This window comes from Bacillus horti, assembly GCF_030813115.1.
GTDB lineage: Bacteria > Bacillota > Bacilli > Caldalkalibacillales > JCM-10596 > Bacillus_CH > Bacillus_CH horti.
Map to the genome: position 1 here is coordinate 126677 of NZ_JAUSTY010000010.1, position 15140 is coordinate 141816.

The 15140-nt window shown below is 38.7% G+C and carries 14 protein-coding genes; 12 read left to right on the forward strand and 2 right to left on the reverse strand.

Annotated features, from left to right (window positions below):
* Positions 1-31 precede the first annotated feature (31 nt).
* From J2S11_RS13050 to J2S11_RS13095, 10 genes are all read left to right on the forward strand, one after another.
* Positions 32-844 carry a DUF1444 family protein gene (locus J2S11_RS13050; protein WP_307395219.1) on the forward strand — a complete coding sequence of 271 codons (813 nt, stop codon included), beginning with the start codon at positions 32-34 and terminating at the stop codon, positions 842-844.
* Between the two features lie 122 nt (positions 845-966).
* A complete protein-coding gene (locus J2S11_RS13055) occupies positions 967-1890 on the forward strand; it encodes an ABC transporter ATP-binding protein (protein ID WP_307395221.1) in 924 nt (307 codons plus the stop codon).
* Positions 1880-3121 (forward strand): ABC transporter permease, encoded by a 1242-nt coding sequence (locus J2S11_RS13060; RefSeq protein WP_307395223.1) that lies wholly within the window; start codon positions 1880-1882, stop codon positions 3119-3121. Before J2S11_RS13055 ends, J2S11_RS13060 begins: the two co-directional genes overlap by 11 nt.
* Before the next feature lie 139 nt (positions 3122-3260).
* Complete coding sequence (locus J2S11_RS13065) at positions 3261-4139, forward strand: BsuPI-related putative proteinase inhibitor (protein ID WP_307395226.1); 879 nt, start codon at positions 3261-3263, stop codon at positions 4137-4139.
* A 490-nt stretch (positions 4140-4629) separates the two neighbouring features.
* Complete coding sequence (locus J2S11_RS13070; protein WP_307395227.1) at positions 4630-4995, forward strand: hydrolase; 366 nt, start codon at positions 4630-4632, stop codon at positions 4993-4995.
* Between the two features lie 89 nt (positions 4996-5084).
* Positions 5085-6248: an amidohydrolase gene (locus J2S11_RS13075; protein ID WP_307395229.1), complete on the forward strand. Its 1164-nt coding sequence runs from the start codon at positions 5085-5087 to the stop codon at positions 6246-6248.
* A 440-nt stretch (positions 6249-6688) separates the two neighbouring features.
* Complete coding sequence (gene murC, locus J2S11_RS13080) at positions 6689-8008, forward strand: UDP-N-acetylmuramate--L-alanine ligase (RefSeq protein ID WP_307395231.1); 1320 nt, start codon at positions 6689-6691, stop codon at positions 8006-8008.
* 77 nt (positions 8009-8085) lie between these two features.
* Entirely contained in the window at positions 8086-8427 is a 342-nt protein-coding gene (locus J2S11_RS13085; protein ID WP_307395233.1) for a hypothetical protein, read from the forward strand.
* Between the two features lie 354 nt (positions 8428-8781).
* Complete coding sequence (locus J2S11_RS13090; protein WP_307395235.1) at positions 8782-9273, forward strand: DUF948 domain-containing protein; 492 nt, start codon at positions 8782-8784, stop codon at positions 9271-9273.
* 55 nt (positions 9274-9328) lie between these two features.
* Positions 9329-9694, forward strand: a complete 366-nt coding sequence (locus J2S11_RS13095; protein WP_307395237.1) for a YtxH domain-containing protein — start codon at positions 9329-9331, stop codon at positions 9692-9694.
* 100 nt (positions 9695-9794) lie between these two features.
* On the opposite strand, the gene J2S11_RS13100 is transcribed toward J2S11_RS13095, so the two are convergent.
* Together J2S11_RS13100 and J2S11_RS13105 are read right to left on the reverse strand one after the other, a co-directional pair.
* Positions 9795-10181 (reverse strand): hypothetical protein, encoded by a 387-nt coding sequence (locus J2S11_RS13100; protein WP_307395239.1) that lies wholly within the window; start codon positions 10179-10181, stop codon positions 9795-9797.
* Between the two features lie 98 nt (positions 10182-10279).
* On the reverse strand, positions 10280-12439 hold the full coding sequence (locus tag J2S11_RS13105) for a cell division protein FtsA (RefSeq protein WP_307395240.1): 2160 nt from the start codon (positions 12437-12439) through the stop codon (positions 10280-10282).
* Between the two features lie 291 nt (positions 12440-12730).
* On the opposite strand from J2S11_RS13105, the gene J2S11_RS13110 reads away from it, so the two are divergent.
* On the forward strand, positions 12731-13822 hold the full coding sequence (locus J2S11_RS13110; RefSeq protein ID WP_307395242.1) for a bifunctional 3-deoxy-7-phosphoheptulonate synthase/chorismate mutase: 1092 nt from the start codon (positions 12731-12733) through the stop codon (positions 13820-13822).
* Between the two features lie 285 nt (positions 13823-14107).
* Positions 14108-15124, forward strand: a complete 1017-nt coding sequence (gene ccpA / locus J2S11_RS13115; protein WP_307395244.1) for a catabolite control protein A — start codon at positions 14108-14110, stop codon at positions 15122-15124.
* Positions 15125-15140: the final 16 nt, after the last annotated feature.

Below are 15140 nucleotides of genomic sequence, written 5' to 3' on the forward strand. Positions count from 1 at the left end.
GGTGTTAGACTAAACGAAGGAGTTGATAGAAGTGGATGCAAAAGCTCTTAAAGAGCATTTAAGCAAACAGTTTAATGATCGTAACTGGAGCTATAAATGGGATACTCAAAAGGATATTTATGAGCTTCAAATTCCTGATAAGCAAGAGCCAGTGGAGGTTTCTGTCCCTAAGCTTCTACAACGAATCAAGGAAGAGCAAAACAAGGCAGAACGAATTGTTGACGAGACGATTCATTCTATTCAATTGATGTTTGAGTCTGTTGAGGCTAGGAAAACGAAAAAGCTTTCTGAGCAACAAGAGCATATCTATCCTGTGATGCGAAGCACATCCTTCCCTACTGAAGCACCTAGTGGATTGAAGCTAGTACATGATGAGCATTCGGCTGAATCAAGGATTTATTATGCTTTAGATTTAGGTCAGAGTTATTCACTAATTGATGATTCCATGCTAACGGCTTCAGATTGGACAAAGCAGGAGTTAAAGGAGCGTGCCCTATTTAATCTACGTAGACTCTCAAATGAAGCTAAGGTGGATACGGTAGCTGGGAATGATTTTTATTTTATCAGTACGACAGATGGGTATGCAGCTAGTAGAATTTTGAATCAAACCCTTCTTAATGAGTACCAGCAGAAGGTAAAAGGCGATCTATGTATAGCAATTCCTCATCAGGATGTATTAATATTTGCTGATCTGCGCAATGAAGCTGGGTACGATGTTTTAGGTCAAATGGGCTTTCAATTCTATACCAGTGGACAACTTCCCATTACAGCCTTACCGTTTCAATATAAGGATGGACAGCTTGAGCCAATATTTATTTTAGCAAAAAGGAAGCCAAAGCAGTAAGTTTCAAAAGTAAAAAGTCAACGAGGGGATCTTCGTTGACTTTCATTTTATCGTCAATAAATGAAACGCTTGTGGATAATTTTCGTAGGACATTGTAAAAGTAGAGTAAGGAGGCTTTATCGATGCAACAGCCATTATTAGAAGTTGTAAATATAAGTAAATCGTACAAAAACAGCCCCGTTGTCAACTCCATCTCATTTGATGTTCATAAAGGAGAGATACTGGGGATCTTAGGACCGAACGGAGCAGGGAAATCTACAACAATTCGTGGGATCATGAACATCATTCCGCCAGATGATGGAGAGATTCGTTTCCATCTTGATGGAGGGAAGCATGAGGGACTACCAAAAGCTCAGCTAGGCTACTTACCAGAGGAAAGAGGCTTGTACAAGGGAGTTAGAATCATGGATATTCTACTTTACTTTGCCAAGTTAAAGGATTACCCGCTCTCTAAAGCTAAGGAGCGTGCTTTTGCTTATCTAGAAAAGTTTGATTTAAAGGGGAAGGAAAACAGCAAAATCGAAGAGCTTTCAAAGGGGATGGCCCAAAAGGTTCAATTTATTGCTTCCCTTATTCATGAGCCTAAGCTGTTAATCCTGGATGAGCCTTTTTCAGGTCTAGATCCGGTCAGTCAGGATATTTTTAAGCAGGAAATTAATGAACTCGCAAAGAACGGTACATCAATCCTGCTTTCTGCCCATCAGATGAATTTGGTTGAAGAACTGTGTGACCGTATTTTTATGATTCATCAGGGACGTGAGGTTGTTTACGGAAGAGTTCATGATGTGAAGCAGCAGTTTGCTGATTTTAAATGTGAAATTATAGGAGAGAACGAACATATGGACCTTTCCTCTCTTCAGGGAGTAAAACGAGTAACTAAGGAATCAGGCAAGCAAGTTCTTTTTTTAGAGAAAGAAGTAAGTCCACAGGTATTTTTACGGACTCTGCCCGAAAGCTTAGATATTAAGGAGCTGCACATTGACCGTATTTCCTTGCATGATATTTTTGTAGGGATTGCTAGAGGAGGGATTACTAATGAGAAATAGCTGGAAGGTTGCCACTTGGGAATTACAAAAAAATCTAAAGAACAAATCCTTCATCATTTCTATATTTTTAACACCTGCGATTTTCTTGCTTTTTGCTTTGATTCCTAATTTGCTTTCTAGCAATGGTCCAGATTTTGAGGATTCAATTCAAGGGATACCGGGTAATACTCCACATACGGTAACCATTTATACTATAGATGAGTTGGAGCTTACTCAAGAAATAAATGAAGCTCTCATTCAAGCGGGGAGTGGAGTACGGCTAGAGGCTTCAACCAGCTCTGAAGAACAGCTATCAGAACAAGTAACAGACCAAGAAAATTTAGGCTATGTAAGACTGGATCAACGTTTGTTTGAAGAGAAACAGTTATCCCTTTATGTAGGTCACGAGGACGCTACATATGTTTGGGAGCTAAATCGAGTTATCAATGATGTACTTGATGCTCATGTGCTGAGAGAAAGTGGCGCAGGTGAGAATGCGATTCAATATGCAATCCAACCACTAACTTCTGAAGCAATACCTCTTACAACAGACGTAGAAAGTGATTTCTTGAAGCATTTAATTCCTGGAGTTGTAGCTGGGGTCATCTTATTTTCTATCATGATGACAGGCATGATGCAGTTCCAAAGTGCGCTACAAGAAAAGAAAGACAAGGTGTCAGAAATTATTCTTTCCTCCATAACAGCGCATCAGTTAATGCAGGGGAAAATTATTGGGTATTTTCTATTAGGGATTATCCAAATTGGTGTTTGGTTAGCAATTGGTATTCCTGCTGCTAGTTTGTATTTTGACATCTCGATCGTTTCGTACCTTCTCAATGTAGAATTTTTGATGCTGTTAAGCTATTCGATTGCAGGCTACTTACTTTTCTCTTGTATATTTGTTGCACTCGGAGCAACGATGGATGACTTAAACACGTCAAGCAATTTCCAAGGCGTTATCTTTATGTTACCTTTTATTCCATTTATTCTAATTGCACCAGTTGTTACAGACCCAAATGGAATAGTTGCTGTAGTATCTTCTTATATCCCTATAACGGCACCTGCGATAATGATTCTTAGACTTTCTTTAACAGAACCTGTTGCCACTGTTGAGGTGATTCTGTCCTTAATAGTACTAGCTGCTTCTATATGGGTGATGATGAAAGTAGCTGGAAAAATATTTAAGACTGGTATTATGATGTATGGTAAAAATGCTACGTTAGGAGAAATATGGAAGTGGATTAGGCAATAAGCTAGCTTCTGTATGATGAACGGATCTCGATGAAGTGAAGTGTGCTTAGAAAAATAGACGCTTTGCAACTTCTAACCCTATCGCTACGTCTAAAGTAGTAGAAAAGCAAGGATGTATGTCAGAAAGGGGAGTTACTAACATGAAAATGAAAAAATCATTGCTTTGGTCTATTTTATCTATAGTTGCCTTACTAGTTGTATCAGCTTGTGGTCAAGAAACAACTGGAGGCAGCGAAACAGGAGGAGAGCCTGTGGAGCAAAATGGAACTCAACTAGAGACGAATTTAGAAGTGGAGCAAAGTGGAAGCAACATTCTTTTTAAGCTCCATCTAGAAAATAAAGGAACAGAGGATGTTGAACTGGAGTTCTCTTCCTCTCAGCAATATGAAGTAACGATTAAGGACGAAGATGGAGAAGAGGTCTATCGCCACTCTATCGACAAGATGTTTGCTCAAGCCCTAACGACGGTTGAAGTTAAAGCTGGGGAAACCTACACTTGGGAGGATGAGCTTGACTTGAACTCTCAGTCCGTTGTGCTTGACGGTACAGTAACGGTTGAAGCTGAAATCGTAGCTACGAATACGGCTGAGAGTCTTGGGTTAAGCCAGTCAGATCTAACGGCTACGGCTGAACTAGAGTGGGAAGCAACTGAAGATTCAACCGGAGGTTCTGAAGATCCAAACACAGAGTCTGGAGACAATGAGGTTTATGAAAATGATACCTTCCGTAACATAGAGGTTTCCGGTGAAAATGGTGTATATACGATAACTGGTGAAGCTCGCGTTTTCGAAGCTAACTTAAACTATAGTGTTACTGAAGGTCACTTTTACTACATTGAAGATGCACATGAAACAACATCTAATGGTGCGCCAAATTGGGGAACATTTACCATTAACATTGATATCTCTGAAGAGGAGCTACCTGTTAACGGTACAGTGACCTTAGAGCTTTATGAGACTAGTGCCAAGGACGGCTCAAGAATGGATGAGCTTTTCATTCCATTAGAAAGCTTTAATTAATTTGGATTTTTAATCCTGGGATTGCTTTTTTGTTAAGACTGTCCCTTGAGAAGCATAAAAGCAGAAAATCTTTAATCCAGAAGGACGCTTATTACACCTTTCTTATGAGGGGATAAGCGTCTTTTTTACAGTCTAAGAATTTATAATTATAAGTTTATTGGTAGATAGTATAAGAAAAGCTTGAATAGGAGCAAATCTCGAAGGGGTTGTCTAGTCCCTCATTAAAGGAAGCTTTCCTTGCATCCAGAAAGTATAAAATTTGAAGAATGAATTGTATCAAATTTTATACTTTCTTAGGCTGTAAGAAAAGCTAAGGCTTTCGCCATGACTTGGCGACAAGCCAAGTTTTTCTAATGAGATAGTTACTTTTTTGTATGATTCAAACTGGCAAGTCATGTTTACAGGAAATCGTAAGAGGTAATGGTATAAGAAATAGCTTTTATGAAAAAATAATTACGAATTCTTTTTCCAGAAAGAGGAGGTAATCAACATGGATCAGAAGAAAAAGTATTATATCGCTGTGGAAAATGGACAGATCCTTGAGGATCAAGAAGCTGCTGCGTATGAGCTTGTCATTGAAGCTACGGAAGAAGAGGTTAATGAGCTATCTAAATTATTCGCTAAAAAGGATGTAGAGGATGTCGGACTTTTTGTTGACCCTCATCTACCGAATAAGTGGAGTGATGTAGAAGATGATGTACAAAGCTATAGCAACCAATTAGAGGAAATATATAAATTAATTTATCGCTTAGGAACCCCTGAGACTAAGCAACATATTGAACAGAACGAAATTATTGAAAAGGTTAGCAATGATCATCAACAGTATGATTTCGGTACAGAAATGAAAAATGATTGACGAATCCTTCAGAACTCGAAATATCTACTTAGGTATGCTAAAATTAATGAGTATACTTAAGTAGATTTTTAGTGAGGGGAGACTATGTAATGATTCTAATTAAGAACGCTGAAATACATACGATTACAAATGGTATATTGAAAAATGCTTCAATACTAGTGGAGAACGGAAAGATAAAGGAAATAGGTCAGGAAATTACTGTAGAAGATCAGGTAGAGGTTATAGATTCCGCTGGAAAAATGGTTACACCAGGTTTAATAGATGTGCATACACATCTAGGAGTGTATGAAGAAATTGTTGGACCTGCTGGGGCAGATGGTAATGAGCTTACTGATCCAGCCACTCCTCAGGTTCGTGCTTTAGATGCGATTAATCCGATGGAGCGCGGGTTTGTTGATGCCATACAAGCTGGGGTCACAACGGTTCAGGTGATGCCTGGAAGCGGTAACGTCATTGGTGGGGAAATGCTCGTCATCAAAACATTTGGAAACATTGTAGATGAGATGATTGTCAAAAGTCCATCTGCATTAAAGATAGCTTTTGGAGAAAATCCTAAGAAAGTGTATGGCGGTAAAAATAAAATGCCAGCTTCAAGAATGGGCTTGGCTGCCGTATTACGTGAGAATTTGGTGAAAGGGCAGAATTATCTACGCAAGCTTGAGCTTGCGGAAAAGGATCCTGATAAAGCTCCTGAGCGTGACTTGAAGCTAGAGATATTAGCTAAGGTGCTGAAAAAGGAAATTCAAGTCAGAGCTCATGCTCATCGTGCAGATGATATTGTAACAGCTATCCGAATTGCTAAGGAGTTTGACTTAGATCTGACGATTGAGCATTGTACAGAAGGTCATAAAATTCCTGAATTTATTAAGCAATCAGGCTTTAGAGTATCTGTTGGACCAACGATGTCTAGTAGGTCTAAAATTGAACTAGGAGATAAAGGCTGGCATACACTTACTACTTTAGCAGAGCATGGTGTCCCATTTTCCATTACAACAGACCATCCTGTTGTCCCTATTGACTATTTAATTACGGCTACGGCTACTGCTGTGGCTCATGGGTTAGATGAGCAGTTAGCTTGGGAGGCTCTCACAATTAACGCGGCCAAGCATATGAAGGTCGAAGATCGTGTTGGTTCATTAGAGGTAGGGAAAGATGCAGATCTTGTGATCTGGTCTGGGCATCCTCTTTATCAGCATCAAAGCCAGGTTGAAGCAACAATGATCAATGGGCAATTTGTATATAGAAAAAGTTAGTTTTGGTACAAAATGAAATAACATAGCTTAAAAAACCCTTTTTGAGTAGGGAGCCGTTTTAATTGCTCTCACTTAGAAAGGGTTTTATGTTATAATCAATGACTAGGCGGAATTATTTTCTTGCGTTTTATATCATCTTAGTAGATATGGGCATATGTTAAACTATAACTTGTAAAAAAAGGATGGCTGGATATTAGGTTATGAAGCTTCCCAATTTAGGTTAGCCTATAACTATATTTCATACACTGCGGTAACAAACCAACGTTAAGAAACGACTAATATAAAGGCAGCTTTTGAAAAAACGGTGCATACACTAATTAGAGGAAGTTAACCCAAACGATATTCGAACTAATTGATTAACATATAGCGTTTATCTTCTATCTTAAATTAAAAAAGATTGCGCTCTGAATGAGATTGTGTGGATGGAGGTTTTAACAAATATGAAGTATCATTTTGTAGGAATTAAAGGTTCTGGCATGAGTGCATTAGCACAGGTGCTACATGATATAGGTTACGATGTTCAAGGTTCAGATTATGAGACATTTTATTTCACGCAGGAGCCTTTAGAACAAAAAGGAATTAAAATTCTTCCATTCAAGAAGGAAAATATTCAACTTGAAAACATGTCTGTTATAGCAGGAAATGCGTTTGGTCAGCAGCATGTAGAGATTCAAGAGAGTTCAAATAAAAGCGTTCCTTTTTATCGCTATCATGATTTTTTAGGGGACTTTGCTCAAGGCTTTTTAAGTATTGCTGTGACTGGAGCTCATGGAAAAACATCCACAACCGGGCTTTTATCTCATGTCCTTCAGGGTGTATCACCTACTTCGTATTTAATTGGGGATGGGACAGGAAAAGGAGTTCCAGATAGCAGTTATTTTGTGTTTGAAGCTTGTGAATACAAAAGACACTTTTTATCCTATCGTCCGGATTATGCCATTATTACCAATATAGACTTTGATCATCCTGATTATTTTACCAATTTAGATGATGTCATGGATGCTTTTCAAGTTTTCACAAAACAGGTTCAAAAAGGTCTTGTAGCTTGTGGTGATGATTCACAGGTGAGAGCTCTTGAAAGTCCAGTACCTGTTCTTTTCTACGGGTTTGGTGCGGAGAATCAATTGAGGGCAACAAATATTACTTCTTCTGTTGATGGTGTGACCTTTGACGTAAGCTTAGAGGAAAAACATCTTGGGCGCTTTAAAATCCCGTTGTTTGGCAATCATAATGTGTTAAATGCATTAGCGGTTATTGGTATTTGTATTTTGGAGGAAGCACCACTAGATAAAGTAAAGGAACAGTTTCAGCTTTTTACTGGTGTAAAGCGTAGATTTAATGAAAAGGAATGGTACACAAATATTCTAATTGATGATTACGCTCATCATCCAACTGAAATAAAAGCTACTCTTGAAGCGACTAGAGCGAAATATCCTGATAAACAAATCGTGGCTGTGTTCCAGCCCCACACATTCACAAGAACAGCTAAGTTCTTAGAGGAGTTTGCGGAGAGTCTTGTGACGGCTGATGACGTTTATTTATGCGATATTTTTGGATCTGCAAGAGAGCAGGATCAATCATTAACGGTTCAGGCTCTAATTGATCGTATTCCTTCTTCCAAGCTTATCTCTGAAGAAACGATCAACCAGTTAGATCAATATACAGGAGCTGTGATTCTTTTTATGGGAGCAGGAGACATTCAGAAGCTACAAATGGCCTTTGAAGATTCATTTATCTTAATGGATAAAAAGGCTGAGTAGGAGACAACGTATGAAATGAGGGAAGACGGGTAAACTTATGGAAATCCTTAAATTTTATATAGGAGGTCTGTAGGTTGATGGATAAGAAGATGAGGTTAATTCAGCTTATCGATAGCTTTAAACAACATTCGTTTTCTATGCCGGCGGAGCTATCCTCCCTCTTTTTAGAAATAGAGCAAAAGCTTAATCATTACAGCTTAGAAAAGGTAGAAGATAAGGCCATTCATGTTGAGACTCAGCCTGCTCAGAATAATCTGTTTGAAGCTGAAGATCTGTACAATCTGCTTTATAGGGCTTATCCTTTGATGAATGAGTTAGCAAAGCAGAATTCAGTGTATCAGTTCGAACTGCTTCAAGCGTTAAATCAATTACGCGGTGAGCTAGGAATGGCCACGGATTTACCGATTGATTTACAATAATTACTGAAAAACGCAACGATGTTATATGTTGTGTTTTTTTATTTTGCGTGCCAAGGAAAGAAGAGCAGCGGAAAGCCGTATGAGGGAAAACCTCACGAACGGTAGATGAGGAGGAACTGGAATGAGTAAAAGCGACCTTATACTCTCCAAAAGCTTTTCAGTTCTTCACTTTACTCGAATTTTTGTTTTTATAGTAAAGAAAAGTGTTTAAAAGGGACTGAAAAGTGGTATTGTTTTTAGTAAGCAAAGTGTTCATTGAAGAAATCCTTGATCTGTTTAAAAAATTTAAAGGAATCAGTGGTCCAATGTAGAAAGTGTATCATAGAAGAGACATGCAGAGAGGAGGATCAGTGAGTGGATCTTATTGGAATAAGTGTCGCCATTATAGCTATAGCATTTGCCGCGTTAGTCATCTTTCTAATTAAAACCCTAACATCTGTGAGAAATACGTTGGATCAGGTCAATCAAACGATGCTTGAGATGAAGGGACAGGTTGATAACCTAAGTACAGAAGCTACTGAGCTCATTCGTAGCACAAATGAAATTACGGCAGATATCAAAAATAAAACACAAAAGCTAGATGGAATATTTCATTCTATTGAAGACCTTGGTGTGGCATCCCAGCAAATGACAGCATCAATTAAGCAGGTATCAACTACGATTTCTAGTCGGGTAAAGCAAATGACGGAAGTACCACCACAGGGAAAAACAGATAAGCTATCGGAAATGTTCAAATACGTCACGGCAGGGGTGAAGCTGTGGCAAAGTTGGCAAGAACGTAAAGCCCAAAAGGAGGAGCAGGTACATACCCAGGAGGCGAGTGTATCTGATCACATAAAAATGTAAGACCCTTTTTATTAGGGAGAGAAAACAAAATATTACTTTTGAGGAGGAAAATAAAATGGGTGCAAACAATAATATGAGTGGTAAGGATTTTTTAATTGGAGCTTTAACAGGTGCAATTGTAGGGGCAGCTGCAGCTCTATTGTTAGCTCCAAAGTCTGGGAAAGAGCTTCGTGTAGATTTAACTGATGGATACCATACAGCAACGAAAAAGACTCAAGAGATCGCTAAAAATGTCGGTGAAAAATCTGAGTATCTTGTTGGTAAGGTAAAGGAAGCGGCTACTAATGTGAAAGAGGATCTACAAAACCTTAAAGCCACAGCTATTGGTGAAGCTAAGGATGTGGCGGAGGATGTTAAAGATTCAGCTGAAGATGTAAAGGAAGAAGTGGCAGCAACGATTGATAAAGCAAAAAGTAAATAATACAATATTTAAAGAAAAGGACTAAATAGACAAATCTGTTGGTCCATAAGATAAAAGCCTTGGCAAGGGGATAATACCAAACTGCCAAGGCTTTTCTATCTTATTCATTTGTAGGAATATAGGCTCCAACAACTTCAAATTTCTGCTTATTGTCTATCGTAAGGTATTTCACTTCAACAATGTTCCCCTTTTGAAATTCAGGAATTTTAGCGATAGGAATGATTGTCTTATGAATCATATGATGGAGCTCGCCATCTTTTTTCGTAACGGTTAGATCAAGTAAAATCTGTGGTTGTTCATCTACTCTTACATTGGTTTGTTCAATTGAATTAATCGTTGCTTGAGCAGATGTTCCTTTTTCCAGAACCTCTTTGCTTTGTACGTATTTTTGATTATTACCTTCTATGCTTTTAATCACACCAGCAATTAAGGCCACTGTGACAAGCAATATAAAGAGTATAGCGATTACAACTATTGTAAGTGACATACCAAATTACACCTTTCACTTTTAAAGAATCAAAAATGATTACCCTGCAGCCTACTATTCTTTACTGTACTGAAGTAGTGTAGATAAACAGCTTGCTTCTATTCCCAGCTTAATTCTAACATATCCCCGTGTCTTATCAGTGTATCAAAGGCGGCTAAGTCCTGATTAACTCGCAGAACAAATTTCTTTCCTTTTTCACGACTATGGGTGTCTACATCCACATAACGGAAGATATCTGAAAAGCATAAAGGAGATTCTTCTTTTTCTATAATACTTATTTGGTCCCCTGCTTTGATATTCTCATTGCTATCATCAATAGGCTTATCATTTAGTAATATCATGTAACGACTGTTAGATAGTTTAACTTTTTCCCCATTAAATGTGACCACGATTTCTTCAGAATGCTTGAGATTCTCAGGGATGACATCCATAACTGTATATATTTTTTTTGACATTTGCTTTACTGTAATTTCATCACCATGCTGTATTGGTTCAAGAAGGGAGGTAGGTAGCTTATTCTTAAATATAGCTGCCCCTGGATCCTCTAACCACTTTTCCTCTTGATTTAGGTAATAATGAATCCTTTGGGGCTTCATTTGCTCCGTATCCATGCCGGCAAAGCGTAATGTGTCCTGTACCTGAGAAGGATAGATAATCTTCACCTCATCTCTATCCTTTACGTCATGATCAAGGGATACACGTTGTTGGTTTACGAAAATTTCCGGAGGAATAGAGTAGTTTATACTGTTAATATATACCTGTAGATGCTCAGTATGTGAAACAATATCCTTCACTTTAGCTACTGCATTTCGACCAGTTGCTCCTTCTTGAATGAGGATCTGGTCATTTTCCTGTAAAGGCTGTATAAGACTAGCTGCTGCCCCATTACAAGTAATGGCAGGGGGCTCTCCCAATGTACCAGGTATATGTGTAAGTCGGCCATTAAGCTCTATACTTATAGCTAATCCAGGCTTTCCGTACCAACGATTGATATTAATACCTGAGGAAAGGATCGCATCTCCAATCGTCAGCTTACGTAAATCAAAAAGTCGGACGGTATTTTGATTCACCGTTACAGATAGGTATTTCACCGGGTGCTGCTCGGCTGCGATAGCGATTCCGATTGGTGTGACTGCTTCAGGTCCTGATAAGTTCAATTCTTCAGCCATAGTTATGCTTTGATTTAATTGAAGGCCACGGATTCCAACTCTATTCTCTGGCAATCCCAGGAGATCAGCTACCCAATGATTTAAAGTAGGGGTCAGGGCTCCTCCTCCAATGAGCATCACCGCTTGAGGTGCCTTCCCGTTGAGATTCATAATTTCACGGCTAATTTGAGTAGCTAAATCCTGAATAGCAGGCTGAATCTTTTTGACAAGCTCCATAGATGGAAGCTGTTGATGAAAGCCTAAAACATCATCAAACTCAACGCTCTCCTGCTGATAAAGCTTACGTTTAATCTGTTCAGCATCATTAAAATCTAAAATATACTCATGAGACAGAGCTTCTGTTATTTCATCTCCAGCACAAGGCACCATACCATAGGCTGTAATAGCTCCCTCTGACGTTAAAGCAATATCAGATGTGCCTGCTCCAATATCCACTAATGCTATATTAAGACGACGCATGGTGTTTGGAATAAGCACATTAATGGCTGCTATAGGCTCTAACGTTAAGGCCTCCATCTCTAAGTCCGCTCGCTTAAGAGCTGAAATAAGTGAATCCACGACAACTCTAGGAAGAAACGTCGCAATAATTTCTACGGCAGCTTCCTTCCCTCTTTGATCGATCAGGTTTCCAATCGCTTCATCATCTAACGTATAACGAATAACAGAATACCCTACACAATAGAAATGAGTTTGATCTAAGGCTTTGATTTCCTCAGCCAAATCTGCTTGTGCTAGTTGGACGGCTTCAAGCTCCATGGTTAGGATATCCTCTTGTGTGAGGATAGGTCGCCCTTCAATATCCTTGGAAACTTTTGCTCTTTTTGTTTTAAGAGATCGCCCGGCTGCGGCTACAGCTACTTTACTTAAAGGACCGTGCTTGCCCTCTAGCTTTTGCTTGACCGTACGAATAACCTGAGCTACAGCCATAACATCATGGATTTGCCCATCTACCATGGATCGCTCAGTATGCTCCTGAGCCATATAATCAATGACTTCATATCCTTCAGCATGTTTATGTAAAAGAATGCCCACTACACTTCTAGTTCCAATATCTAAAGCGAAGATGGGCTGTCCATTCTTAGTTGCCATAGGTGACACTCCTTCGAGTCCATTCGACATTTTCTAATCTTTTACTACTTATTCGCCCTTTGATGAAAATCCCCTTCACATTATTGAAAAAAGTTAATATCTAATATAAATAAGACATGTAATGGAGGACTTTTAAAAGTACAAAAATCAATACTTTAACACTTTTATGCTTTTATGCTTTTACCCACTAAAATTTTGCTTGAAATGTAAGCTTAATCATGGTAAAGTTGCTAATAACATTTAAGAGCTTTCGAGCTTGAATTAGATAAAAGGGATAGGAGAGTGGAGTTAGTGAGTAATGAACAGTTAGAGGAATTAAGGAAAAAGCTAGACGATATTAATTTGAAGATTTTAGATCTTATTAATGAACGAGGGGATATTGTTCAAAGCATTGGCCAAGTAAAACAAAAATCTGGGGTGAATCGTTTTGACCCAGTAAGAGAAAGAAAGATGCTCGATGTGATCGCTACGAATAACAAAGGTCCATTTAAAACAGGAACTGTGCAGCATATTTTTAAGCAAATCTTTAAGGCATCTTTAGAGCTGCAAGAGGATGATAGTAAGAAGGCATTACTAGTAAGCCGTAAAAAGCAATCTAATGATACAGTTGTTGATGTAAAAGGAGTGAAGGTAGGAGGAGGTACTCCTGTTTTAGTTGGTGGTCCTTGCTCTGTAGAAAGCTATGAGCAGGTGAAGGAAGTTGCTAATAACCATAATGCAAAAGGCTTAAAGCTACTTCGTGGTGGTGCGTTTAAACCTAGAACTTCACCATATGACTTCCAAGGACTAGGGCTTAAGGGTTTAGAAATTCTAAAGCAGGTTGCTGCGGAGAATGATCTAGCCGTTATTAGTGAAATTGTGAGTCCCGCCGATGTTGAGCTAGCTACAAAGTACATTGATGTAATTCAAATTGGAGCTAGAAACATGCAGAACTTTGAACTGCTAAAAGCGGTTGGTTCTGTGAATCATCCAGTTCTCCTGAAGCGAGGAATGTCTGCTACGATTGAAGAGTTTATCTTCGCTGCTGAATATATTGTCTCAAAAGGAAATACAAACGTTATTTTATGTGAGCGTGGAATTAGAACGTACGAAAAAGCGACACGGAACACCCTTGATATTTCTGCTGTTCCGATCTTAAAGCAGGAAACACATCTGCCCGTTCTAGTGGACGTGACTCATTCTACAGGTCGCAAGGATCTAATTCTACCTACAGCTAAAGCAGCTTTAGCGATTGGAGCAGATGGTGTAATGGTAGAGGTACATCCAGATCCAGCGACAGCTTTGTCCGATGCAAATCAACAATTAGATATTCCTCAGTTTAATGATTTCTTAGAAAAGCTTGACCAGTCCGGATTATTCAAAAAGCAAACGGTTCAAGTATAAATCATTATACAAAGCTTGGTTTAAAAGTAACCCTAATGGTCCAACCATGATACCAATAGCCTCATTTAATGACTAACCATCATTAAATGAGGCTATTGTTTTGCTCAATTATATTTTTAAAATGATAATTAGGAAAGAATAAAAAATGAATGGTCTTTTTTAGCACTAGTCATTGCAGGACAAGCGATTTTACAGTATGATTACAATAATATTATGAAAGTGTTTGAAAGCCATATTTTACCAAATATATAAACTAATCAAATCCATTTAAGAAGAGGTGTGAAAATGAATATAACAATATACGATGTAGCCAGAGAAGCTGGCGTATCTATGGCGACTGTATCCAGGGTAGTGAATGGAAATCCAAATGTAAAACCAGCCACTCGTAAAAAGGTGATGGAAGCGATCAAAAGGCTAGGTTATCGTCCTAACGCTGTAGCAAGAGGATTAGCGAGTAAAAGGACGACAACTGTTGGCGTAATTATACCAGATATTTCAAGCTTGTTTTATGCTGAATTGGCAAGGGGTATTGAGGATATTGCCAATATGTACAAATACAATATCATCTTATGTAACTCCGATCAGCGTATTGATAAAGAAATTCATCTTGTTAATACATTGCTTGAAAAGCAAGTAGATGGATTATTATTCATGGGAAGCCAAATTACAGATGAGCATAAGGATGTATTTACAACAGCCTCTGTGCCAATTATTTTGTCCGCTACAAGAGATTCTGAGGGAGAGCTCCCTTCCGTTAACATCGATTATTTTCAAGCGTCATTTGATGCAACTGTAAGCTTGATTGAACGTGGTCATACTAAAATTGGTTTCATTTCCGGTCCGTTAGAGGATCCGCTTATTGGACAGTCTCGTTTAGAAGGATACAAGAAAGCGTTACGGGATGCGGGAATTGAGTTTGTCGATGAGTATTTGCAGATTGGAAACTATCGTTATCAATCTGGCTTAGATGCAACGGCACAGCTTCTAAAACTAGCTGAACGCCCTACGGCCATCCTAGCGATGAATGATGAGATGGCGGTTGGAGCGATTCATTCTTGCCAAGATAACGGATTAGAAATTCCAAACGACATGGAAGTTATCGGTTTTGATAGCACTCGTTTGTGTGCTATGGTTCGTCCTACTTTAACAAGTGTGGTTCAACCGATGTATGACATTGGGGCTGTATCTATGCGTCTATTAACGAAATATATGAATAAGGAAAAGGTTGAGGAACATAAGGTCATTTTACCTCATCGTATTGAGCAACGCCAGTCTACAAAGCCAGATGATGTAGACGTTTAGTTAAGGACGACAGCAA